Annotated in this window: 21 protein-coding genes and 1 pseudogene; 13 read left to right on the top strand and 9 right to left on the bottom strand. The window is 59.5% G+C overall.

Features of this window, described 5'->3' with window-relative positions; genetic code table 11:
* The first annotated feature begins 59 nt into the window (after positions 1–59).
* Both AC0V6M_RS09260 and AC0V6M_RS09265 read left to right on the top strand, forming a co-directional pair.
* Positions 60–1508 carry a phytoene desaturase family protein gene (locus AC0V6M_RS09260; RefSeq protein ID WP_486138528.1) on the top strand — a complete coding sequence of 483 codons (1449 nt, stop codon included), beginning with the start codon at positions 60–62 and terminating at the stop codon, positions 1506–1508.
* A complete protein-coding gene (locus AC0V6M_RS09265) occupies positions 1456–2466 on the top strand; it encodes a hydroxyneurosporene dehydrogenase (protein WP_486138529.1) in 1011 nt (336 codons plus the stop codon). The genes AC0V6M_RS09260 and AC0V6M_RS09265 overlap by 53 nt, the downstream gene beginning before the upstream one ends.
* Here AC0V6M_RS09265 and AC0V6M_RS09270 read toward each other — a convergent pair.
* From AC0V6M_RS09270 to AC0V6M_RS09290, 5 genes are all read right to left on the bottom strand, one after another.
* On the bottom strand, positions 2463–2648 hold the full coding sequence (locus AC0V6M_RS09270) for a hypothetical protein (RefSeq protein WP_486138530.1): 186 nt from the start codon (positions 2646–2648) through the stop codon (positions 2463–2465). The genes AC0V6M_RS09265 and AC0V6M_RS09270 overlap by 4 nt on opposite strands.
* Positions 2649–2659: 11 nt before the next feature.
* Positions 2660–3550, bottom strand: coding sequence for an alpha/beta fold hydrolase BchO (gene bchO, locus AC0V6M_RS09275; RefSeq protein ID WP_486138531.1), 891 nt, complete (start codon positions 3548–3550; stop codon positions 2660–2662).
* Positions 3547–5289 (bottom strand): magnesium chelatase subunit D, encoded by a 1743-nt coding sequence (locus AC0V6M_RS09280; protein WP_486138532.1) that lies wholly within the window; start codon positions 5287–5289, stop codon positions 3547–3549. The genes bchO and AC0V6M_RS09280 overlap by 4 nt, the downstream gene beginning before the upstream one ends.
* Positions 5286–6287, bottom strand: a complete 1002-nt coding sequence (locus AC0V6M_RS09285; protein WP_486138533.1) for a magnesium chelatase ATPase subunit I — start codon at positions 6285–6287, stop codon at positions 5286–5288. Before AC0V6M_RS09285 ends, AC0V6M_RS09280 begins: the two co-directional genes overlap by 4 nt.
* Before the next feature lie 98 nt (positions 6288–6385).
* A complete protein-coding gene (locus AC0V6M_RS09290) occupies positions 6386–8059 on the bottom strand; it encodes an ABC transporter permease (RefSeq protein ID WP_486138534.1) in 1674 nt (557 codons plus the stop codon).
* A gap of 47 nt (positions 8060–8106) precedes the next feature.
* Between AC0V6M_RS09290 and AC0V6M_RS09295 the strand changes: the two genes are divergently transcribed.
* Together AC0V6M_RS09295 and AC0V6M_RS09300 are read left to right on the top strand one after the other, a co-directional pair.
* Positions 8107–9156 (top strand): ABC transporter ATP-binding protein, encoded by a 1050-nt coding sequence (locus tag AC0V6M_RS09295; protein ID WP_486138535.1) that lies wholly within the window; start codon positions 8107–8109, stop codon positions 9154–9156.
* Between the two features lie 76 nt (positions 9157–9232).
* Positions 9233–10291, top strand: coding sequence for a Fe(3+) ABC transporter substrate-binding protein (locus tag AC0V6M_RS09300; RefSeq protein WP_486138536.1), 1059 nt, complete (start codon positions 9233–9235; stop codon positions 10289–10291).
* Between the two features lie 28 nt (positions 10292–10319).
* Here the strand turns inward: AC0V6M_RS09300 and AC0V6M_RS09305 are convergent, their stop codons facing one another.
* Positions 10320–10997, bottom strand: a complete 678-nt coding sequence (locus AC0V6M_RS09305; protein WP_486138537.1) for a Fe2+-dependent dioxygenase — start codon at positions 10995–10997, stop codon at positions 10320–10322.
* A gap of 83 nt (positions 10998–11080) precedes the next feature.
* Here AC0V6M_RS09305 and AC0V6M_RS09310 point away from each other — a divergent pair, with 83 nt between their 5' ends.
* Complete coding sequence (locus AC0V6M_RS09310; protein WP_486138538.1) at positions 11081–11875, top strand: hypothetical protein; 795 nt, start codon at positions 11081–11083, stop codon at positions 11873–11875.
* A 175-nt stretch (positions 11876–12050) separates the two neighbouring features.
* Positions 12051–12866, top strand: coding sequence for a ferredoxin--NADP reductase (locus tag AC0V6M_RS09315; protein WP_486138540.1), 816 nt, complete (start codon positions 12051–12053; stop codon positions 12864–12866).
* 34 nt (positions 12867–12900) lie between these two features.
* Here the strand turns inward: AC0V6M_RS09315 and AC0V6M_RS09320 are convergent, their stop codons facing one another.
* Complete coding sequence (locus tag AC0V6M_RS09320) at positions 12901–13413, bottom strand: flavin reductase family protein (RefSeq protein WP_486138542.1); 513 nt, start codon at positions 13411–13413, stop codon at positions 12901–12903.
* 161 nt (positions 13414–13574) lie between these two features.
* On the opposite strand from AC0V6M_RS09320, the pseudogene AC0V6M_RS09325 reads away from it, so the two are divergent.
* From AC0V6M_RS09325 to AC0V6M_RS09335, 3 genes and pseudogenes are all read left to right on the top strand, one after another.
* Positions 13575–14716, top strand: a pseudogene (locus tag AC0V6M_RS09325) (acyl-CoA dehydrogenase family protein).
* Between the two features lie 13 nt (positions 14717–14729).
* Positions 14730–15470 (top strand): SDR family NAD(P)-dependent oxidoreductase, encoded by a 741-nt coding sequence (locus AC0V6M_RS09330; protein WP_486138543.1) that lies wholly within the window; start codon positions 14730–14732, stop codon positions 15468–15470.
* Between the two features lie 134 nt (positions 15471–15604).
* Entirely contained in the window at positions 15605–16279 is a 675-nt protein-coding gene (locus tag AC0V6M_RS09335; protein ID WP_486138544.1) for a response regulator transcription factor, read from the top strand.
* 101 nt (positions 16280–16380) lie between these two features.
* Here AC0V6M_RS09335 and AC0V6M_RS09340 read toward each other — a convergent pair whose 3' ends face one another.
* A complete protein-coding gene (locus AC0V6M_RS09340) occupies positions 16381–19080 on the bottom strand; it encodes a TonB-dependent receptor domain-containing protein (RefSeq protein WP_486138545.1) in 2700 nt (899 codons plus the stop codon).
* A gap of 135 nt (positions 19081–19215) precedes the next feature.
* Entirely contained in the window at positions 19216–20754 is a 1539-nt protein-coding gene (locus AC0V6M_RS09345) for a hypothetical protein (RefSeq protein ID WP_486138546.1), read from the bottom strand.
* Between the two features lie 325 nt (positions 20755–21079).
* Between AC0V6M_RS09345 and AC0V6M_RS09350 the strand changes: the two genes are divergently transcribed.
* The 4 genes from AC0V6M_RS09350 (at position 21080) to AC0V6M_RS09365 (ending at position 23044) form a co-directional block, all read left to right on the top strand.
* Entirely contained in the window at positions 21080–21478 is a 399-nt protein-coding gene (locus AC0V6M_RS09350; protein WP_486138547.1) for a hypothetical protein, read from the top strand.
* A gap of 246 nt (positions 21479–21724) precedes the next feature.
* On the top strand, positions 21725–22366 hold the full coding sequence (locus AC0V6M_RS09355; protein WP_486138548.1) for a lytic transglycosylase domain-containing protein: 642 nt from the start codon (positions 21725–21727) through the stop codon (positions 22364–22366).
* A 75-nt stretch (positions 22367–22441) separates the two neighbouring features.
* Positions 22442–22750: a TrbC/VirB2 family protein gene (locus AC0V6M_RS09360; protein WP_486139601.1), complete on the top strand. Its 309-nt coding sequence runs from the start codon at positions 22442–22444 to the stop codon at positions 22748–22750.
* 9 nt (positions 22751–22759) lie between these two features.
* Positions 22760–23044 (top strand): VirB3 family type IV secretion system protein, encoded by a 285-nt coding sequence (locus tag AC0V6M_RS09365; RefSeq protein ID WP_472638133.1) that lies wholly within the window; start codon positions 22760–22762, stop codon positions 23042–23044.
* The last annotated feature ends 14 nt before the right edge of the window (positions 23045–23058 follow it).

Below are 23058 nucleotides of genomic sequence, written 5' to 3' on the forward strand. Positions count from 1 at the left end.
TCCAAAAGATTGGACATATTGAGTGTAAAGGTCAATCATATTGCATAGGAGAGATGCCTTTGAGCGCGCGAGTCGTGATAATCGGTGCAGGAATTGGAGGGCTGGTAGGTGCCGCGCTCCTCGCTGCGCGCGGACATGATGTAACGGTGCTTGAAAAAGAGGCTTGGGCTGGCGGGAAGGCTCGCCGGGTCGAGGTGGACGGCCAGCCTATCGACGCGGGCCCAACCGTTTTCACCATGCGCGATGTGTTTGACGAAGTATTCCGTGCGTGCGGGGCCCGGCTGGAAGATTATGTAAACATCCAGCAGGCAGAGGTGCTGGCGCGCCACGCCTGGGACAATGACACGCACCTCGATCTGTTTGCCGACCCTTTGCGCAGCGAGCAGGCGATCGGCGATTTCGCGGGCGCCGATGCGGCGTCGGGTTACCGCGCCTTCAGAACGGAAGCCGCGCGGATATACAATGTGCTGGACGAGCCATTTATGCGTGGGGCCAAGGCCAGCACCCCATTGCCGATGATGTGGCGAATTGGCCTTCGCCGACTGCCGGAGATGGCAGCGATGAAGCCGTTCGAAAGCCTGTGGAGCGCGCTGGGTAAGCACTTCAAAGATCAACGCCTGCGGCAATTGTTTGCGCGCTATTCGACCTATTGCGGTTCCTCGCCTTATCTTGCCCCAGCCACCCTGATGCTAATTGCGCATGTTGAGGTGAAGGGCGTGTGGCTGATCGAGGGCGGCATGAACGCACTCGCCAATGCTTTGCGCAAGATCGCCGAGAGCAAAGGTGCGCGCTTCCGGTTTGAAACACCGGTGGCAGAGGTGCTGACGGATCGCGGCGCAGTGAGCGGGGCCAGGCTGATCTCCGGCGAGCATATCGCGGCGGACCGGATCATCTGCAACGCCGATCCCGCGGCACTTTCGTCTGGAAAGTTCGGCCATGATGCGGCCCGCGCGGTGCCTCCGCTGGCGCCGCAAAAACGCTCGCTTTCCGCCTGTGTCTGGTTCGCCCATGCCAAAACTTCTGGCTTTCCACTCCAGCACCATAATGTCTTTTTCTCGCCCGACTACCGCCGCGAGTTTGATGAGATCGCGAGCGGTCAGGTTCCAAGCGACCCAACCGTTTATGTTTGTGCGCAAGATCGCAGTGCCAAGGCGCATGCGGGCGGGGCGGCCAATGACCAGCGTGAGCGCATTCAAATCATCGTCAACGCACCCGCCAATGGCGACACCCACACCTACACACAGCAGGAGATCGAACGATGCACCGAGCAGATGAGGGCAAGCCTGACGCGCTGCGGTCTCGAGCTGGAGGACGCCATGCCGAACTCCTTGGCGACGCCGCAGACCTGGGCGAAGCTGTTCCCGTCGACGGGGGAGCGCTGTACGGTCAGGCATCGCACGGCTGGGCAGCATCGTTCCAGAGGCAAGGGCCAAAGACCAAGATCCCGGGGCTCTATTGCACGGGCGGGGCGACCCATCCCGGAGCGGGCGTGCCTATGGCCGCCTTAAGCGGGCGACTGGCTGCCAACACGGTGAGCTTGGACCTCGCTTCGACGCGCCGATTCCACCGGGCGGCTATTCCTGGTGGTACATCGACGCGATCAGCGACGACGGAAAGCACGGCCTGACGATCATCGCCTTTTTGGGCAGCGTCTTCTCGCCCTATTACAAGGCGAGTGGGCGCGGGCATCCAGAGGATCACGCCTCATTGAATGTCGCGCTATATGGGCCTCAGGCGCGCTGGGCGATGACAGAACGCCCGGCAGGCAATGTCTCACGCGATGCGAAGATGCTGACCATCGGGCCGAGCAGCGTGCGCTGGACCGGCGATGCGCTGGAGATTGATATTGCGGAGCGCGACAAGCGGCTGGGCATTCCCTGGCGCAGGCCAGTGCGCGGGCGCGTTCGTGTGGTGCCGGAAATGCTCAACCCAGTCGGTTTCGCGCTGGACCCAGAGGAAAAGCACATCTGGCAATGTCTCGCGCCGCGCGCCCGGATCGTGGTGGAAATGAACGACCCCGATATCTCATGGAGCGGCAGCGGATATATTGATCACAATCGCGGGACGGAATCGCTCGAAGAGGGGTTTCGATCCTGGCATTGGTCACGCGCGCATCTGTCTGATGGGGCGGTCGTTTGCTATGAGGGCGAGCGCGCCGATGGCTCGCGTTTTGCCAGTGCCTTGCGATTCGATCAGCATGGCGTACCCGCTCAGGATGAATTGCCAATGATGGCGGATTTACCCGACAGCAAATGGCAGGTCCAGCGCCGAACGCGCGCGGACAAAGGCCAGGCTAAGGTCGACAAAACGTGGGAGGACACCCCGTTTTACGCGCGCTCAACCGTCTCATCGCGGGTCTACGGCGAGCCGGTGATTGCGGTTCAGGAAAGCCTCGACCTGCGCCGTTACGCATCGCCAATTGTGCAGTTTATGCTGCCGTTCCGGATGCCGCGCCGCAAGTTTTAGTCGGCATTATCAATGCTGCTATCAGCTTCTTTTGCCGCAGCTTCCTCAGCCTCGCGTTGACGGCGTTTCGCGCGGTCCTTCTCGAGAGATTTGCTGACTGACCAATATTGCCAACCGGCAAAGCCAAGCGCGATTCCGTAGAAGAAGACGATTTCGATCCAGCCGTAATTGTGGCCCTCCATCCGCGTTCTCCTTACTGCTTGCTGCCGACGCCATGAAGCTCAGCAAAGGCGGCAATCAGGCGTGCGGCGTTCTTGGGGTCCTCTTCATGCGCCAGGTGACCGAGTGCGGGCAGTTCTTCAAGCCGCGCATTGGGCAGCAATTCTGCCGCTTCGCGAGCAGCCGAAACCGGCACCGCATTGTCGCGCTCCGAATGCACCAACAAGACTGGATTGCTGACCTGCGGCAGGCGCGATTGCAGCGCGGGCAAATCCCAATTGGCCATCATCGAAAGCGCGCCTTTGGTGTGCGGGCTGTTGCGCAGCAGGGCGGCGTAACAAGCCATCCCTTCCGCATCGATTTGGGATTGAGTGGCTTTGGTCAAGAACCGCTCCGCGTCCTCTGCCCGCGCGACGCTTTTGGAAAACAATCGCGGCACCAGAGGATTGACGAACAGCAGTTTCGCAAAGGCGGGAAAGAGCTGCGCCGCGAGACCCGGAAACGGACGCAGCGCGGCGTTGAGCCCCACGATGGGCATGCCAAGCCCGCGGTCCAATGCCAATTGAAGGGCCAATGCCGCTCCTGCTGAGTGGCCGACGATGAGGTCGGGCTCGATCTGCAATTCGCTCAGCAGGCTGGACAGAGCGCGCGCCATACGTGGAAGCGCCATCACCTCTGGCGGATGGCCGATGGTAAAGGCGTGGCGCGGCAGGTCAGGCGCGATCACACTGTGCGTCTGGGCAAGTGGCGGCATGACGCCGCGCCAGGAATGGCACGATGCGCCGGTTCCATGCAGCAGTAGGAAAACCGGGCCTTTGCCCATTCGCTGAACATGCCACCGGGTTCGCCCGACGCTGACAAACTCGCTCGCCTCGCGGTGAGGCCAGATCAGCCCGTCGCGCTCCCATTCGAGTGGTCGGCTCATGCCGCCGTCTTGGTGTTTTGCGCGTTGGCTGTGGTCGCGGCTGATATCGCCTTGTGCAGCATCTTTGCGTCCGCCATCGGCAGTGCGAGAAAACGTGCGCTCATAGCGTTTGCCAGTTCCGGCGCGTGCGGCCCAGGGCGGGCAGCAATATCGATCACCAGCCCTTCATAGCCCGCTGAATGAATGGCTTTCGCAGCGGCCTGTGCATCCTCGCTCGCTTGCGCTCGGCCTGGCGAGCCATCGGCGGCAATATTGCCTCGGCCATCGGTCAGCACGACAAGGCTGGGCGTGCGTCCGCGCGCAGCGATCATATCGGCGAGCTCGCGCGCTATCTTGAGCCCGCTGGCCAGAGGCGTGCCGCCGCCGCCGGGCAATTCCGCCAGAGCGCGCCGCGCTCGGGTCAGCGAGCGAGTTGGCGGCAGCAGCAATTCCGCGCTTTCTCCGCGAAAGGCGACCAAGGCGACCTCGCTGCGGGTGACATAGACTTGGGCCAACATCAGTTCGACCGCGCCCTTTGCCTCCGCCAGACGTGCGGCCGCCGCTGAGCCGGAGGCATCGACACAGAAAATGGTGACCTTGCCCATGCGCTCTTCAAAGCGTTTCACTCGCAAATCGCCCTTACGAATGATAATCGTGCCGCTTTCTTCGCCGCCAGCGCCTACTCGTTCGCGCCGCCGCAGAGGCTGCCAGGGGACGGCTGCCCTCAGGCTGTCGACCAAGGCTAGGCGTGCGCCGCCTCGGGGCAGACCGGGGCGGGTGCCCAAGGGCTTGCCGCGCAGTTCCGATTTGCGCTTTTGCCCAGCGCCGCTGCCTTGCGCCTGACGCTTTGCCTTGCCGCTGGTCAGTTGTGCGAGCAGATCGGCTGGGATCGCTGCCTGCGCGGCCTCAACGAGAATATCATCAAGATCGCGCTCGCCGGGCTCGGAATTGTCCGAAGGTTCGTCATTTTGCGTGTGGTCCTCTAGCGTCTGCGGCGGAGGCTCCTGTTCATCCTCGCTCATTTGCGGCAATTGCAGTGCGCGCGGCGCCAAGACCAGACGAACGGCGGCTTTGAGATCCTGCTCGCTTAACTCTCTGCGTCCAAACAGGCTGGCATGGGCACGGGCAGTGGTCTGAGCGAAGAGCAAGGGCCGCACAGTGTGAATGCCGAATGCAGCCGCCGTTTGCGTGAGGGCCATCAGTGCATCCTCGCTCAGCGTGCCCACTTGCGAGAGCGCGGTGGCCTCCGGTTCGGGCGGCAGAGCGGCTAAGCCGTGGAACTGCGACTGAGACAGGTCCGCGTGAAAGGCTAGGCGCTCGGTCAGAGCGAGCGGCGGCGCTTCCTCCGGGTCAATCCCATCATCGAGCAGAATGAGACCATGAGGTGCGCTCTCTTCGCCGGAATCGCAAACCTGCGACAGCTTGCCAGCCAGCGCATCCGGCATACGCTCAGCCATTGGCACCAGCAAAGCCGCCTTGGCGCGAGCTGCCTCCGTCAAAATACCAGTTTGTGAGACCGCCTTTCCAGCGGCCAGGCTGGCGGCGATATCCACTCCGCCAAGCAATCGCTCATCATCCACATGGGCCGGCAATTTGCGCATAGTGAGACCAGCATTTTCGAGCGCCGCAAGCATTGCGTCACGAGCAAGGCCGCCACCGCGCAATTTCATTCCGCCCAGCGCGGCCGGAGCAATTAGGAACAGGCGGGCAGCGAGCAACGCATCGGCAAGCGGATCATCGGCTGCCAGCGTCGCGCTCATCCGAACAATTCGTCAATCGCGCGGGCAATCCGCACGGTTGAACCAGTTTCATCAAGCACATCGCGGCGCAGCCTGTGACGCAAGGCCGATGGCGCGACCGCAATCAAATGCTCCTGGCGGACCGATTTTGCTCCGGCCAATGCCGCCCGAGCGCGGGCGGCTCGCATCAGAGTCAATTCGCCGCGCAGGCCATCTGCGCCGACCGCCATGCACAGCTCAGCGGCGTCCTGCATGATCGCATCCGGGGTTTCCATCTTGGCGATCTTGGTCTTGCCGCGCGCAACCTGGCGCAGGATTTTTGCCTCTTCATTCGCCCATTGCTCGGCAAAGCCTTCTGGGTCACGTTCCTGATCGCCGCAGCGGCGCATGATTTCCACGCGCTGATCAAGCTCGGTCGGCGTGCGAACTTCCACGGACAGACCAAAACGGTCGAGCAATTGCGGGCGCAGCTCGCCTTCTTCTGGATTGCCGCTGCCGATGAGCACGAATTTAGCGCGGTGGCGCACGGATAGCCCTTCGCGCTCGACCACGTTTTCGCCGGACGCTGCAACATCGAGCAGCAGATCGACCAGATGATCTTCGAGCAGGTTGATCTCGTCGATGTAGAGAAAGCCGCGATGCGCTTTGGCTAGCAATCCGGGCTCAAAACTCTTCTCGCCCGCGCGCAGCGCCTTTTCCAGATCGAGCGCGCCGATCACGCGGTCTTCGGTTGCGCCAAGCGGCAGATCAACGAAGGGAACCAAGCGTTTTCGTACCCGGCCTGACGTGCATGGATCAGGGCAAGTGCCGCGCTGATCGCCCAAGCAATTGTAGCGGCAATCCTCCACTGATGAGATCGGCGGGAGCAGGCTGGCGAGCGCGCGCGCAGCGGTCGATTTGCCGGTGCCGCGATCGCCGAACACCATAACACCGCCAATCGCAGGCTCAATCGCCGCGATCAGCAAAGCTTGCTTCATCTCGTCTTGACCGACGATGGCAGAGAAAGGAAAACGAGCCATGTCATTGGCTTTGTGGACGAGTGCGCGGCGCGGGACAAGTCCCCATGACAGTTTGATTTGACAGGTTTGGCTGACAGAAAGGCGGTGGGCAGTTGCGCTTATACCTGGGTCGCGCGGTTCAGCATCAGCACTGGGATCAGACCTGCGGCAAGGATTAAGAGGCTGGCGGTGGATGCCTCGGCCAGCTTTTCATCGCTGGCGAGCCGATAGACCCGCGTGGCCAAAGTTTCGAGGTTGAAGGGCCGTAAGATCAAGGTTGCTGGCAGCTCTCGCAGGGTGTCGATGAACACCAGTGCAGCGGCGGCGGCGAGGCTGGGCATGAGCAGCGGGATATGGATCCGCCGCATGACCTCTCCAGGTCCCGCGCCCAACGAGCGTGCGGCGGCATCCAGCGATGGCGGGACTTTTTCAAACCCGCCACTGACCGAATTGAACGCGACGGTCAGAAACCGAACAGACAAGGCATAGATAAGTATCGCGCTGGTGCCCGCGAGCAGCAGCCCGTGTGTGAAACCAAATGTGTCGCGAGAAAAGCGGGTGATCGCTTGGTCGAACACGCCCAAAGGAGCAAGCAACCCCACCGTCAGCAGTGCGCCGGGCAGGGCATAGCCCAATGTTGCCACCCGGATGGCAAAGCGCGTGATGTGGCTGTTTGAGCGGCGCTGAGCAAAGGCCAGGACGACCGCCGCTATGGTGCAAACCAGCGCTGCGCTGAGGCCGAGGGTCAGGCTGTCTTGCGCGTAGCTCCACAAGGTTGCGGCATTCATTTGATCGCCAGTCTGGAACGCCAGAACCACAAGATGCGCAGCGGGGATGCCGAAGCCGAGCAGCACGGGCAGGGCGCAGAAAATGAGCGCCAGCGTTTGCTGCCAGCCGTTCAGGGCAACCAAGGCTTCATCGGATCGGGCGGCATCCCGGGTATCGGTGCGGCCGCGCCGGCTGCTTGCCTCAAACACGACCAGCGCGATCACGAATACCAGCATGAATGCCGCCAGTTTGAGTGCCAATTGTTTGTCGCCCATCGCCAGCCAGCTGCGGAAAATGCCGGTGCTGAAGGTCGGGATGGCGAAATATTCCGCGACGCCGAAATCGGCCAAAGTCTCCATCAGGACGAGCGCGAGGCCGCCAGCGATTGCCGGTCTGGCGGCGGGCAAAGCGACACGGGTGAATGCGCGTAGCGGAGCTGCGCCAAGGCTGCGAGCGGCGCGAAATTGACCGAGGCTTTGCGCGGAAAAAGCAGCGCGGGCTAGCAGGTAGACGTAAGGATAGAGGACGAGGCCCAAGATCAGAGCCGCACCGGGAAGCGAGCGGATCTGAGGGAAGCTGTATTCCCCGAGGCCCCAACCAGTTGCCGCGCGCAGCATGCTTTGCACAGGGCCCGTGAACGACAGCAGATCGGCATAGATGTAGGCGGCGATATAGGCGGGCACGGCGAGCGGCAGCACCAAGGCCCAGGCCAGTATTCGCCTGCCGGGAAAGCGCGCCGCGCTGATCAGCCATGCCGTGCCAACGCCGACGATGCTCGCGACCAAACCGGTCAGCATCATCAGCGCGCTGGTGTTGATCAAATAATCGGTGAGGATGGTGGAGGCAAGCTGGAGTAGGCTGTCGATCCCGCCGCTCGGCGCGGAGACCACAATGGTAATGATCGGAATTGCCGCCAAGGCCGCAATGATCCATGCGCCCAGCGACCACCGGTCCAGCGCCCCAAGGCCGGACGATGCGGTGGGCGAGAGCGCTGCGTCATCGCGCTTCGCGGTTGCGCGCGGCAAAGCATTGAGCCTAAGGCGGCTCAACGCAACTGGCCCGGAATAAAGATTTGAGCCTCGAATTTCGCCATATCGCCCATGCTTACGGTAACACTAGGGCGTTAAAAGACATCAGCTTCACAGCGCCCCAAGGAGAGATCACGTGTCTGCTTGGATCGTCGGGCTGTGGCAAGTCAACTTTGCTAAATCTCACCGCCGGGTTGCTGCCCGTGCAGCAAGGCAGCGTGTATATTGACGGCGAATTGCTGGCCGATGAGAACCATTCTCCGCCGCCGGAGAAGCGCCCCGTTGGGCTGGTCTTTCAGGATGGCGCCCTGTTTCCGCATATGACAATCGCGCAAAATGTCGCCTTCGGACTGCCGAAATCGCGCGGCGGCAGCGATGTGACCGAAGAATGGCTGGAACTGGTTGGCCTTGCCGGGCTTGGGGCGCGTTATCCGCACGAACTATCCGGTGGGCAGCAGCAGCGCGCAGCCTTGGCCCGGGCGATGGCGCCTGAGCCGCAAGTGCTGCTCATGGATGAACCCTTTGCGAGCGTCGATATTGTCCTGCGTAAAAGCCTGCGGCGCGAATGCCGGGCTTTGCTGCGCCAGCGCGGAGCGACAGTGATCATGGTAACGCATGATCCGGAAGAGGCGCTGGATATTGGCGACCAAATCGCGGTTATGGACCGCGGAAGGATCGCGCAATTCGGCACCCCGCACGAGCTTTATGACACGCCTAGCAGCGCACAAGTGGGCGCGATCTTCGGGGGCGCTCAGGTGATTGCGGGCGAATGCGTAGAGGGCGGGATTGCGACCGCCTTTGGCACGTGGCCGCTATCCGCTTTGGTGGGTGATGCCCCGGACAGCCTCAACTTAGAGCTGCTGCTGCGGGCGGATGGTTTTGAAGTGACAACCGCGGGAGAGGGGCGCGGATTAGTGGTTCGCGACATTCGCCGCACGGGCGCGCGCGCGCAAATTGTCATTGCCAATGATGGCAGGGAAGAGTTGTCGATTGAGCTTGCGGGCGGCGATGTGCCGGCGATCGGGGCGCGAGTGTCGGTGCAGCCGCGCGCGGCGAGCGTGTTGGCATTTGCGGCCGCGCCAACAAACGATTGATCGCCGTCACGCCATGAAGGCTTGCTTAAATATATTCTAATGCTAATCAATCGCAATAAGAATTCAAGGAAACATAATGGCTAAGCGATTTTTGGGCGATGCCCTGACGGTAATTCTGGCTGGCGCACTCGCGGCGTGTTCTGGGGCGAGCGGTGACAGCGAAACGTCGGAAGGCGCCGAAATCACTGGTGAGGTGAACCTCTATTCTTCGCGTCACTATGACACAGACTTGGCCTTGTATGAGGATTTTACCCGCGAAACTGGCATTCGTGTGAACCGCATTGAGGCAGGCGCGGATGCTTTGATCGAGCGGATTGTCAGCGAAGGCGAGTTTTCACCAGCAGACCTGCTGGTCACGGTCGATGCAGGCCGTCTTTGGCGGGCCGAGGAAGCGGGCATTTTGTCTGCGGCGCAGTCTGATGTGCTGACCGAGCGTCTGCCGGAATATTTGCGGCATCCCGATGGCTTGTGGTTTGGCCTTTCCACCCGTGCCCGCGTGATTATTTACAATAAGGCAGCGGGCGAGCCGGAAGGCTTGGCCAATTATGAAGACCTGACCGACCCGGCCTATAAAGGTGCGATCTGTGTCCGCTCTTCTTCCAACATCTACAATATCTCGCTGCTCTCCAGCATGATCGCCAACAATGGCGCGGAGGCCGCACAGGATTGGGCCAGCGGCATGGTCGCCAATTTTGCCCGACCGCCGCAGGGCAATGATACGGCTAATATCGAAGCGGTCGCTTCTGGCGAATGCCGCATGTCGATCGTTAATTCCTATTACCTTGCGCGCTATGCGGCTGAGGATGCGGAAAATCCCGAGGTTCTGGAGGCCATCGGGGTGATCTTTCCCAATCAGGAAACCACCGGCACGCACATCAATATCAGCGGCGCTGGCGTGCTCAATCACGCCCCTAACCGCGAAAATGCGATCCGCTTCCTTGAGTATTTGACCGAGGAAAGCGCGCAGCAATATTTCGCCAATGGTAACAATGAATATCCAGCAGTCTTGAGTGTCGCGGCGTCATCTTCGGTCGAGGGTCTAGGCGAGTTTAAGCCGGACACGCTGAACGCGGCGGAGATTGGCAAAGGTCAAGCGCAAGCGGTGCGGATTTACGACCAAGCCGGTTGGAACTGATCCGAGGTGTGATGGCGCGCCTAAACGTCTAAGGCTGCGCCCACATCCTGATCAGATTGGCGATACTCTTATCGAGCGTCAGCGACAGCGCCGGATCGATGTTGCCCGCTGCACGCAAGCTGGCGCGCAGATTGTCGAGGTCGAACAATAGCTCTCGCTGAGGCCCGTCGGCGATCAGGCTCTCGATCCAACCGACGCAGACATGCCGTGTTCCGGAGGTTACCGGGCGCACTTCGTGAATGCTGGTCGATGGGTAAAGCACCAACTGGCCTGCTTCGCCCGCAATCTCCTGCGCCGCGCCTGCATTGTGGATAGTTAGCTCACCGCCCTCATATTGATCGCGCGGGGTCAGAAACAGTGTGAAGGAAAGGTCGCTGCGCATTCGGCCTTCGCCTTTGCCCATTAGCGCATTGTCGATATGTGCGCCGTAATGGCCGCCGTTTTCCGTCTTGCTTACAAGGAAATGCGAGAACCGCCGGGGCCGTGCGCCTACCAGCAGAATCGGATTGTCGACGATATGCGGCAGCAGCGTCTGGCGCAGCGCTTGGCCAGCCTCATTGTTCATTACTGCCTGCTGATTGACCTTCACTGCGCTGGCAGTTTTGCCAGCTGTTGAGCGTCCATCTTGCCAGGTTAACTCGCCCAATTGGGTAGTGATAGTGTCCAGAATTTGCTGGTCTGTAATCGCGGATATCGTCAGGATCATTGAATGTTTGGCCCGATAGTGTGTTGCGCAAGCGCACAGTGTGGCTAGGATTTGGAGCATAGTATTGCGCGAAAGGCGAGACAATGAATTCCAAGCTGAAATTGTGGACTGGATTGGGTGTGGCGACCGCGCTGATGGGCAGCGGGCTGGCAGGATGCGCTGGCGAAGGCGGCGAGGGCGGTGAAGCTGTACAAACCGGAGAAGCTGGCACTGGCGGTGAGGCTGGCGAAGGCGGCGAAGCGGCTGGCGGTGAAGGAGAGGGCGGCGAAGCGGGCGCGGATGTCGGTGCGCTAGAACTGCCCAATCGCCTCGCCTTTATGTCTGGCCATGTTGCAGCGGGCCTTGCGCTCTACCGGGCAGGCGATCTAACGGCCGCGGCCCCGCATTTGCTCCACCCGGTTTCCGAAACGCACGCCTCTGAGCGCGCAGGCCTAGAGGAAATCGGGTTTGATCCGGCACCATTCGAAGCGGTGTCAGCCGCGCTTGAAGCAGGTAAGCCAGCGTCGGAGATTGAGCCGCAATTGACGGCGGTTGAGGCGAACCTGCGCGAAGTGCGCGGCAAGGCCGGCGGCGATGAGGTGGAGATCATTCGCTTTCTGATGGACACGGCCGTCGCTGAATACAGCGTTGCGGTTTCTGACGGGAAAGTCACCGATCCCGCTGAGTATCAGGACGCTTGGGGCTTTACCCGCGTGGCTTGGCAAATGGCGGCGGACTTGGACACACCGCGCGCCGAGGACGTGCGCACGCAGCTCACCGCTATGCTCGCGCTGTGGCCAGAGGAAGGGCCAATCCCGCCCGCTGATCCGGCGCCAGCAGGGCAGGTCTCTGCACTTGCATCAAAGGTTGCTTTGGCGCTGCCTCAGCCAGCGTCCTAAGGCAGCTGGCCGGTCAATCGTCCCAAGGCTGACTTTCAGGAGTGAACGCTAAACTCACTTGAAGAGCGTTGACCAAACCGCCAAATGCGCCGCGAAGACACATCCGGCGCATCGGGCGCCACGGCCTCGCCGTCCATGGCGACTGGTCGTTATATTCAATTTATCGAGGCCCTAATTGACCGAGCTCATTTTAGATCGAGATCAGTTCACCGAAAGCGGCGCGCTTTCCGTTGAGACCGTCACCTATGTCCATCACTGGACTGACAGCCTGTTCACCTTGCGGATCACGCGGCCTGCGGCTTTCCGTTTTCGGTCGGGCGAATTCATCATGATCGGCCTGCCGGGCGACAATGGCAAACCGCTGCTGCGCGCCTATTCGATGGCCAGCCCGAGCTATGAGGAAGAGATCGAATTCCTCTCGATCAAAGTGCAAGATGGCCCGCTGACCTCGCGGCTTCAGCATATCAAGGTTGGCGATCCGATCTATCTGGGCAAGAAGCCAACCGGCACGCTGGTGACGGACGCTTTGCTGCCAGGCAAACGGCTGTTCATGCTGTCTACCGGGACAGGCCTTGCTCCATTCATGAGCCTCGCCCGTGATCCAGAGATCTACAATCTTTATGACGAGATCTTTATCGTTCATTCGGTGCGGCAAGTGAACGAATTGGCGTACCGCGAATTGCTGGAAAGCCAACTTGAAGGCGATCCATTGCTGGAAGACGAAGACCGCAAACGCTTCCATTACATCCCGACAGTGACGCGTGAAGATTTCCACACCACTGGGCGGATCGGAACGCTTATCGACAGCGGCAAATTGTTCGAAAAGAGCAATGGTCCCAAGCACTTCGTGCCGGATGAAGACCGCGTGATGCTGTGCGGCAGCATGGCCATGATCAAGGATCACGCGGCTGATCTGGAAGAGCGCGGCTTTACCGAAGGCAGCAATTCACAGCCAAACCAGTTTGTGATCGAACGTGCATTTGTCGGCTAACTGCGGCCTCGCGCCGCAAAATCACGCCTGCTGATCAGTCGGCAAGCAGACTGCGATATTGACCGCCATAGTAGAGCAGTGGGTCATGTTCCGGCGTGAAGCGCACGCGCGTGATCTCCCCGATCAGGATTAGGTGATCGCCGCCATCATGCACGGCGTGTTTGCGGCATTCAAAGTTCGCCAGCGCATCGTGGATGATGGGCACCCCGTGCTCGCAAGTGTCAAATGCGACCTCGGAAAAGCGATCCGTCCCTTTGGTCGCGAACAAAGTGGATATATGCCGCTGATCCGCGCGCAGGACATTGATGGCGAAATGATCGCTGCCTTCTAGCGCGCTGGTGGTCGACGCGCTGCGCGCCGGGCAAACCAGCAGCAAAGGCGGATCAAGGCTGACCGAGGTGAAGCTGTTGGCGGTAAGCCCCACAGGCTCTCCATTATCGCCCAGCGACGTAACCACAGTGACACCGGTTGCAAACGTACCAAGCGCATCGCGCAAGATGCGCGGATCAGAGCCAGAGCGATATTCGGTGTGGGAGGGCGACTTCATGTGTCTGAGCATGTGCGTCTGCCCCACTCATTTTGCAAGCGTGCACTGGTATTCATGCGAATTTCGCAAGGCAATTTTGGCTTTGCAGCCTTTACAAAATCTGTGCTTGCGGCATGAATCGCAACCAGCAACTTATATGACAATCTGGAGGAGAAACACCAATGCTCAACGTCGCCCACCGCACCGTCTACAACGAAGATCACGAGGCATTTCGTGATACCGTTCGCAAAGTCTTTGCAGAGCATATGGAACCTTACCTCGACCAACATGAGGAAGAGGGTGTTGTACCGCGTAAAGCATGGAAGGCTTTGGGTGATGCGGGCTTGCTTTGCCCGACGATCGCTGAGGAACATGGCGGGTTGGGCCTTGATTTCGGATTCAACTGCGTATTTGACGAAGAGCTATCGTACATGGGTTCCTCGGCCGGCTTCACGCTGCAAAACGACATCACGGTCAACTATTTCGAACGGCTGGGCAGCGATGAGCAAAAGGCGAAGTACCTTCCCGGGATGATCTCTGGCGATGTCATCACCGCCATTGCCATGACCGAACCCGGCGCTGGGAGTGATCTTCAAGGGATCAAGACCACCGCGGTTGAGGATGGCAATCACTTGGTCATCAACGGTTCCAAAACCTATATCACCAACGGTCAGAACGCCGATGTTGTGATTGTGGTGGCCAAGACTGACCCCAATGCAGGGGCCAAGGGAACGTCACTGATCCTGGTCGATGCAGATACGCCCGGTTTTGAGCGCGGGCGCAATCTCGACAAGATCGGGCAGCATTCCGCTGACACGTCCGAAATGTTCTTCGCAGATGTGCGAGTGCCTAAGACCAATATCTTAGGCGGCGAAAATCGCGGATTTATCCATCTTATGGAAGAGCTGCCACAAGAGCGTCTTTCCATTGCGGTGTCCGCCATGGGGGGGCTCAGCGCGCCTTTGACGAAGCGGTCAACTTCACTAAGGATCGGAAAGCCTTTGGCTCCACCGTGTTTGAGTTCCAGAACACCAAATTCACGCTCGCAGACCTGCAGGCAAAGCTGCAAGTTGGCTGGGCGCATCTCGACTGGGCCATTGCTCGTCACCTGCGCGGCGAGCTGACCACGGGAGAGGCCAGCGCCGCAAAGCTGTGGCACACTGAAATGCAATGGGAGATGGTCGATGCCGCGCTGCAACTGCATGGCGGGGCAGGCTATATGAACGAATATCCCATCGCCCGCCTATGGCGCGACGCGCGCGTGCAGCGCATCTATGGCGGCACGAGCGAGATCATGAAGGAAGTCGTGAGCCGCGAGATTTAAGGAACACATGACCATGACTGACCCACTCGACTTTACTGGCAAACTTGTCCTCGTGGTCGGCGGATCAGGCGGAATCGGCAATGGGATTGCGCAGGGCTTTCGAGCACGCGGCGCGGAGGTGCATGTCACCGGAACGCGGCCTGATGCGGGCGATTACCTTGAGGCGGAAGACAGTGATTTTACGGGCCTCACCTATCACCAATTGGACGTGACGGACCGCAAAGCGGTGGACGCTTTGCCTGATGCCATGCTGGAGCCTGATGTGCTGGTTCAGTGTCAGGGGCTGGTGCGCTATGGGCGCGAGGAGTTTATGAGCCATGGCTGGGATGCGGTCGTGGACGTCAATCTCAATTCGATCGCCGATTCCGCGCGCGCCTTTCACTCCGCATTGGCGGAGAAAAGCGGCACGATGATCGTGATCTCCTCTGTCGCCGCGTTCAACGCAGCGATCGGCAACCCTGCCTATGCAGCGTCCAAAGCAGGCGCGGCAAGCCTTGTGAAAACGCTTGGCGCGGCGTGGGCGCGCGATGGCATCCGGGTAAACGGTATAGCGCCCGGCCTAGTCCCGACCAAGATGACGTCGGTCATGACCGACCACCCTGAGCGATTGGAAGCCATGGTCAGCGGTATTCCCATGCGGCGAACGGGCACACCAGAGGATATGGCGGGCGCGGCGCTGTTTCTCGCATCTCCCTTGTCGAGCTACATGACGGGCCAGACTTTGATTGTAGATGGCGGGATGACTTTGACCTGACTTTTTGCGAGTTTATGCAATCTCAAGTGCCTCCAATTCCTCAAATGTGACAAGATCGCTGTAGCGGTCAAAAACACGTCATGAATGCGTCATAAGTCGCCGTCATCTCAGCTTCAAAGCGAAGCGGGGTGGTCGTGGACGTCATTAACATTTTTCTGACCAGCGATCTGGCTGAAAACCAGGACGACTTTGTCTATGGCGACCGCCAATTCACCTTTGATCGGCTCTATTCCGATGGCCCGCGCCGCTTGGTCGAAGGTCCGATGTGGGCCTTTGTCGACTGGGTGATGGACGATCTGGCAGGCCTGGAGATGTGCCGCCGATTGCGCGCCGATCCGCGCACCAAAGAGGCACATGTGACGATGGTGCTTGAGCAAGATGATCATGATGATCGCCGCCGCGCCTTAAAGGCCGGGGCACATGATTATATGGTCGGGCCGATTGACCGCACCAAGGTGCTCTACCGAGTGCTGGCGCTGCAATCGCGCCCCAATGATCGGCACGCGGCGCGCCTGTTCGAGGTCGGCGATCTCTCGATTGATATGGCGGCCTTGCAGGCGCGCTGGGACGGGGAGGTCATCTCGCTGCGACCCAATGAATTTCGCCTGCTGCGCTTTCTGGCGGAAAACCCCAACCGCGTGCTCACCCGCGATGATTTGATCAACGGGCTGGGTAAGCGCGAGCCGCCCATTGATGAGCGCACGGTCGATGTCTGGATTGGCCGGTTGCGGCGCGCGATTAAGCAGGCGGGCGGCGGCAATCCGCTGCGCACGGTGCGCTCGCGCGGATATGTTTTCGATCTGCCCTGATCGCCCAGTTTCCCTGTAAAACCTAAAAAAGGCCGCTCTGGTTTCCCAAAGCGGCCTTTAAAGTGTCTGAGCGATCCTGGGAGAGGTGGTGCGCTCAGCGCTTAGAATTCGGTCTTGATCCCGATTGAGAACGAGGTGCCGACATAATAGCTGTTGATGTCGATCCGGTTGTTAGAGTTCTCCTGAAACTCCAGATTGTCGCGGCCAAAGATGTTACGCACTTCTAGCTCCAACTCGAACGGCTGGCCAAACATGCCCACCTCAGAGCGCGCAACGATATCGACGGTCAGGCCAGGATCCTCGACGATGTCAGGTCGTTGGAACCCGCGTGTCGTCACCCGCTCGCTCGCATAGTTGAACAGCACGGTGAACTGCTGAACCTTCTCTGTGTCTTCAATCCCGATAGAGAAGTTGGCGATGTGATCTGATTGTCCGACCAGCGGATCGCCATCATCAAACAGGAGCGACGCGTTGGTTTCGCCGCCCGGAGGCACAAAGGTCACATCGCTCGGGTCGACCGAGATCTGCGACTGGGTGTAGGTGTAGTTGGCAAGAAACAGCAGCTGTTTGGTTTCAAAGAAGCTGCCACCCCAATTGTAGAGGTCAATCCCGTAGACCAGATCGATCTCTGCGCCGTAAAGCTCTGCCTTGGGCGCATTGGCAAAGCTGGTCACCAGGTCGCCAGCGGTTGAGAAAATGAAGGCCTCAATCGGATTGTCGATTTCCTTATAGAAGCCCGCGATGCTGACCCGGTCAGAGCCGCTGATGTAATATTCGGCGCGCGCCTCAAGGTTGAACAGCTCGCTGTCGGTCAGGAAGGGGTTGCCACGAAATTCGCGGTTTGATTCCGGATCGAAATAGGTCTGCTCCACGAGTTCGCGGAATTGCGGCCGGGCAATCGTCTTGGACGCCGCGAGGCGCAGCTGTAGATCCTCGACCGGCTCCCATGTGATCGTCGTGCCCGGTAGGAAGTAATCCTCCGCGAGGTTGGTTGGCGTTGCGCCGACAATAGGCGTGGTGAAGATAGTCTGATCAAGCGCGACAGTTTGCGTCGCATCCTCATAGCGGACGCCAAACTCCATCGTCAGCGTGTCGGTCGGCAGGTAGCGGACGATGCCGTACCCGGCCTGCGTTTCCAGCGCTGCGTCAAAGACGGGAAACGGGCTGGTCTCGTCGAGACGGACATTGAAGCCCGCGAGCGTTGCTCCGTTGATGAGGTCACCCGGGCGGCGCAAGCCGAGGATCGGGACCAAGCTGTCATCCAGCACATCGCCTTCGATCAGCGGGCTAAACTCGCGGCTGGAGGAGCGGCGATCCGTGTCACTATAGGCATACCCTGCCGTCAGCTCGAGCGTATCGGTCACTTCGTAAGAGACGTCGATACTTCCAAACAGCAGTTCTTCCTGCAGATCGTCAAAGGCGATGGTCGTTAGGCCAGTGTCGGACAGACGGTTGAGGTAGGCCACGAAGAATTCGCCAAGCGGATCTTCTGCAAAATTCGTGCGGGTGTAGCGGACATTGGCGTTGAACGGCGCTTCGCGGTCGGTGCCGGCATATCCAGCGCGCACGTCAAGGTCGAAACGGTCAAAATCAAACTCGCCAACAAATTGCGTGTCGATCGGCTGCCGCTCAAACCAGGCGGTTTGCTGATTGGCAAAGTCAAACCCGGTTTCGCCGAAAATGAAGTTTGTGCCTTGCTCAAGCCGTGCAGTTTTCAGCGTGTCGCGGATATAGAGATTGGTCCAGCGCAAGGTGTGCGGACCGAGGTCGAGGCCAAAGCTGAGCAGGCCGTTCACCAGCACATTGTTGTCGGTGATGAAGGTCGTGAAGTCTTCGGTGACGGTGGCTAGATCAGGCGTTGCAAACTGGCTGCGCACATTGCGGTTGCGCCAATTGTTCTTGATCGATGCAGTGGCGATGATGCCGAGGTAATTGTCCCCGCCCAGTTCTATCGAGGTTCCGCCGGTTATCGATGCGGAAAAGTTCGCGGGCAGCGTGTCATCGCGCTGCAAGGTGACCAGATTGGTCGGCAGGATTTGCCCCGCAACCCCTTCTTGAACTTCGATCGAGGTGTCTTCGATCCGGTCTCCGCTCGCAAAGAAAGCGGCGAGATTGGATGGGATATCGCGGTTGCCATTGTCGAAACCGAACGGGTCGAGATCAGAGCCAAAATAGGTCAGCCCATCCTGAAAAGTGGTCTCAGTGTCGCCGCCTGTGCTGAAACTGAAGCTGAGGAAGTCTTCTGCCGGCACGGCGCGCGTGGTGAGGTTGATCACACCGCCGCCGAATTCACCGGGGAAGTTTGCCGAATAGGTTTTCTGCACCAAAGAGGACGCGACCACGCTGGTCGGGAAGATATCAAGCGGTACAACTCGGCTGAGCGGCTCCGGGCTCGGCAGGGGCAAGCCATTGAGCAGAGCAAGCGAATAGCGATCGCCAAGACCGCGCACAAACACGCGGCCATCGCCGACCAGCGACAGGCCGGTTACTCGGCCAAGCGCGCCAGCAATATCGCTCTCGCCAGTGCGCGCGATGTCTTCTTCTGACAATACGCTCAGCACTTGGGTCGAGGCGCGCTGCGGATCGCGGTTGCGGCGGCCGGTGACGATAATTCCGCCGCCTGGCACGGAGACATCCGGCTGCTGCTCTTGCGCCGCTTGCTCTCCTTCGCTCTCGACTGGTTCTCCAGCCGCTTCTTCGGTCACTGGAGGCTGCTCAGCCTCTTGTGCAGCGGCGAAGGCTGGAAACGTCAGCGCGGTGGTGAAGAGCAGCGTGCCGGCGAGGCGCTTGCCAATTGGCATGATATTAGACCCCCTCATGAAATCAGGTCTGAAACTGTGATGAGCCGGCAGTTCGGCTCGTAGATTGTGAGAAGGGAGGCGCCGGAGATCTTGGCCAGATCACAGCGCCTCCCCCTTCGCATTTTGGGCGTTCGATCAGTAGACCGGCAGCGAGGTGCAGGACCCGGTGGTGCTGCCGAAATCGAGCGTGCCGGAATTGCAGGTCCAATTGCCGAAACGCGTGTCAGCCGCATCTGGAACCGCGCCGACAAAGGTCTCTGCGGTGAAGAAGCTGGAGAGGGCGGTCGGATCGAACGCGGCCACGCCGGTTTCATTGGCGCCGTTGACGATCCCGGTCAGCGAGATGGTGAAGGCGACATTGTTGTTCGTGCCGCCATCGACCAGCGCCTGAACCTCAGCATCAGTCACGCCAGAATCGCCGCGAACAGGGCGCGTCGCATCGCAATCGCCGACCACTGAGTTAAAGCTTGGCGGGACATCGCGGGTGAAGGTCTCGTCGATGCGCAGGCAAGTCTCATCATTGGTGTCGATCACACCGTTGGCGAGGTTGAGCGCTGCGCCGCCGCGTGCACGGATCGCTTGCGAGTTGGAGCCAGAGCGTTCGAGGAAGGTGAAGTTCGCCACCTGAAGAACGGTGCGCGGACGGGCGTTGACCGAGAAGTCAGCATCCGGCGAGTCGAGCTCGATGAGGCTATCCCCGCCAGCGGTGCGCTGAGCCACGACTACGAACTGAAGGTTGGCCTGAGCGCCCGTGTCGACGTCGATCGAATCGTCATCTGCGCCAACGGCAACGACGTTGCTCATGTTCACCGAGCCGCCGAAGAATTCCATGCCATCGTCCGAGCTGTTGAACGACATGAAGTTGGCGAGCGTCGTGCCACTTCCGATGCCGCCCGTGGTCAGCGATTGCAGCTCATCACCTGGCGCAAGGCTGAAGCCGGAGAAGCGGATCTGGTTGTAGTTCATCTCGCCCGAGCTGTCGGCACTATCACCGCCGCCAAAGTTGGTGGCCACCGTGGTGCCTTCGAGCGACTGCTCGCAGGTCGGGTTGGCGTTGGGGTTGGCATCGGTGTTAAACACGCCGGTTGCGCAGTCAGAGACTGGCGCGCGGCCGAGCAGAACAATGCCGCCCCACTGACCGGTAGAATTATCATCGCTAAGGCCGAGCACATTGTCGCGGCTGGTCCAGACAATCGGGCGCTCAGCCGTTCCGACGGAGTTCAATGCGTTGCCGCGATTGACGACGAGGAACGAACGGCCGGTTGAGCCGAAGACGATAACGCCATCGGCAACCGTCAGCGTTACGTCGGTGCCAGTGCTCGAGAAGCCTTGGTCGGTGCCGACATCGATGCGGCCGGGCAGGGCATAGAGCAGGCCGTCCACGAATGGCAGCGTGTCATTTGCATCGATCAGCGCTGGAAGCTCACACACGCGGTATTCGCCGGTTGGACCCGTGATCGTACCGGCATCGGTAAGACCGCCGGTTGAATTGATTGTTGGACAACCAGCCGCCGGTGTGACCGTTACGCCGGTTGGCGGTGTGGTAGTGGGTGTAGCGGTTGGCTTGGGGTTATTAATAATAATGTCCCCCGAGGTGCCGGGGGAGACAATTTCATCGCCGCCGCAGGCAGCCAATGCAGCGAGGCTGCAACCAAGAGCGAGAGTACGAGACATGTTTTTCACAGCGAGCGGTCCCCTTAAAAACCGAAGAATCGATAGAGCGCGATTATCGCGTTCGGGGAGTCCGCTAGGCAGCGAGCATGACGGAATTGCGTCTAATATGACGGTTCGGTTTCTTTGACCGAAATATGACAAAACAAAGATATTTATGTCCGTTTTGTCAGATTTTGTATCACGTCGATGTGAGAAAGAATGGCAAAAATATTGTTTAAAAACAAAGAGAAAGAGAGGTTCGTTACAGAAAAATGACAATATGACATTTTTATTGCAGTTTGCGGTTTGACGGCGCATCTTCTGAGTGTTCAAGAAGGAGAGAGCCGTGTTCATCACTTCAGCATTGGTAGCTGCGTCTTTGACAGCAAGTCCTGTCACATCTGAGGTCATTGCAAGGCAGGCCGAGCCTGATTTGCAAGCCGCGCATTTGGTCGCCGGCCGCAATGCTGATGCGATTGCTGAACTGGAGGCGGTTCGCGCTCATGATCCCGCGCAGCTTATCAATCTTGGCATTGCCTATGCGCGGCAAGGGGATGAGGAGCGGGCGCGCGCTTTGTTCAAGGCCGCTGCAGCCAGCGATGATCGCATTGAAATCGGCACAGCGAACGGCACAGAAACCGACTCGCGCCGGCTTGCGTGCAAAGCGCTGCGTATGCTCGACAATGACGAATTCGCTCCCGTGCGGAGCGAGCGTTTCGCCAATCGTGTCTCTTTGAAAGAGTGACCGACTTAAGCGGCCTTGTCGTCTAGGCCGTAATTCCAACACTTCATCGCACAAAACGACGCAATTGGGCGGGTTCGACAGGCCCCCGATTGCTTTCCTGTTTGCAACCAGTCCAATCTATCGCTTAATCATAGGGGTTAACTTTAATTGCTACGCAATACTTTGCCTTGATAAGGCTATGAACTGCGGAAATGTCACTTGCTTGTCATGTACCATGAGCAAGGGGGCGTGATTGGAGGGTTTTGGATGATTCTCGCTCGTGTGGGCATGGCCAGCGCTGTTGCTGCGCTTGCTCTTACAACTGCACCTGCTCAGGCGGATGTGCTGCAAATCGATGCTGACGGTGCCCGCTGGATCACCGGAGCGCGTTCGGTGGCGATCACCCAAAATCCTGAATTTTCTGTCTCCAGCGATGCTATTGACCTCGAAGCTATGATCGTGCCGGACAGCATTGTTGCCGATCCATCGCGCCACGCCTTGGGTGTGCCGGCGATGTATGCCGACACCATTCAGAGCCTATCTGTGCGGTTCGATCTTAGTCCGTCACTGCTGGAGGCGCTGGTTTGGCAGGAAAGCCGGTGGCGTCCCAATGCCGTCTCGCATGCGGGTGCGCGGGGGCTTGCGCAATTGATGCCGGGCACCGCCAAATATCTCGGCGTGGACCCCGATGATCCGTTCCAGAACCTAGAGGGAGGCGCGCGCTATCTGCGCGAGCAGCTCGACCGTTTTGACGGAGACCTCGAAAAAGCACTCGCCGCCTATAACGCTGGACCCGGACGGGTAGAGCGCGCTGGCGGCGTTCCGAATATTCGCGAGACGAAACTCTATGTCGCGGCCATCATGGGCCGTCTGGCGTCTCACTCACGCGCCGATACGCAACCTTTTTAACCATAATGTCGTAAACACGGCACTTAAGGACAAAGCAGAACACGAATGGGAACATCAATGTCGTCACTTTTTCGCATGCCAGCCATGATGATGGCCCGGATTGCGGCTTTTATCGTTCTGATGATGGCGCCTGTTGCTGCGCATGCTCAGCAGGTTGCTGATCCGCAGGGTTCCGGCCCGATTGTTGCGGCGCTCGGCTGGTTGCAGGGCACGCTGCTGGGCAATGTTGCCACCGCGATTGCGGTAATGGCTGTGGCAGCGGTCGGCTTCATGATGCTGACCGGGCGGATGAACTGGCGCTTTGGCGCGACCGTGATCATCGGCGTGTTCATCCTGTTTGGCGCATCGACCATTGTCGCTGGCATCCAAAGCGCGGCGGCCTGAGGCGAGCATATGACCAATCTCGTCCGCCATCCGGTTCACCGCGCTCTTACCCGTCCGCAAATGTTTGCTGGCGTGACGATGAACTTTTTCATCATCAATCTGATGGTGACGACGATTGCGTTTTTGATCCTCAAAAACTGGTGGATCATGATCGTGCCAGTGGTCGTGCACGTGATCGGTTATTTTTCTTCGCTTCGCGAACCGCGCATTTTCGACCTTTGGATCACCAAGGTTTCGAAATGTCCGCGGGTCAAGAATTACAAGCGCTGGGGCTGTAACAGCTACGCGGCTTAAGGCCTGATAAGGAG

It is taken from the genome of Erythrobacter sp. JB3-1 (assembly GCF_057364995.1).

What these genes read in the sequence shown, in the direction of transcription:
- AC0V6M_RS09270 (WP_486138530.1), bottom strand. Translation starts at nt 2,648, where the DNA reads ATGGAGGGCCACAATTACGGCTGGATCGAAATCGTCTTCTTCTACGGA.
- bchO (WP_486138531.1), bottom strand. Translation starts at nt 3,550, where the DNA reads ATGAGCCGACCACTCGAATGGGAGCGCGACGGGCTGATCTGGCCTCAC.
- AC0V6M_RS09280 (WP_486138532.1), bottom strand. Translation starts at nt 5,289, where the DNA reads ATGAGCGCGACGCTGGCAGCCGATGATCCGCTTGCCGATGCGTTGCTC.
- AC0V6M_RS09285 (WP_486138533.1), bottom strand. Translation starts at nt 6,287, where the DNA reads ATGGCTCGTTTTCCTTTCTCTGCCATCGTCGGTCAAGACGAGATGAAG.
- AC0V6M_RS09300 (WP_486138536.1), top strand. Translation starts at nt 9,233, where the DNA reads ATGGCTAAGCGATTTTTGGGCGATGCCCTGACGGTAATTCTGGCTGGC.
- AC0V6M_RS09305 (WP_486138537.1), bottom strand. Translation starts at nt 10,997, where the DNA reads ATGATCCTGACGATATCCGCGATTACAGACCAGCAAATTCTGGACACT.
- AC0V6M_RS09310 (WP_486138538.1), top strand. Translation starts at nt 11,081, where the DNA reads ATGAATTCCAAGCTGAAATTGTGGACTGGATTGGGTGTGGCGACCGCG.
- AC0V6M_RS09320 (WP_486138542.1), bottom strand. Translation starts at nt 13,413, where the DNA reads ATGAAGTCGCCCTCCCACACCGAATATCGCTCTGGCTCTGATCCGCGC.
- AC0V6M_RS09330 (WP_486138543.1), top strand. Translation starts at nt 14,730, where the DNA reads ATGACTGACCCACTCGACTTTACTGGCAAACTTGTCCTCGTGGTCGGC.
- AC0V6M_RS09340 (WP_486138545.1), bottom strand. Translation starts at nt 19,080, where the DNA reads ATGCCAATTGGCAAGCGCCTCGCCGGCACGCTGCTCTTCACCACCGCG.
- AC0V6M_RS09345 (WP_486138546.1), bottom strand. Translation starts at nt 20,754, where the DNA reads ATGTCTCGTACTCTCGCTCTTGGTTGCAGCCTCGCTGCATTGGCTGCC.
- AC0V6M_RS09355 (WP_486138548.1), top strand. Translation starts at nt 21,725, where the DNA reads ATGATTCTCGCTCGTGTGGGCATGGCCAGCGCTGTTGCTGCGCTTGCT.
- AC0V6M_RS09360 (WP_486139601.1), top strand. Translation starts at nt 22,442, where the DNA reads ATGCCAGCCATGATGATGGCCCGGATTGCGGCTTTTATCGTTCTGATG.
- AC0V6M_RS09365 (WP_472638133.1), top strand. Translation starts at nt 22,760, where the DNA reads ATGACCAATCTCGTCCGCCATCCGGTTCACCGCGCTCTTACCCGTCCG.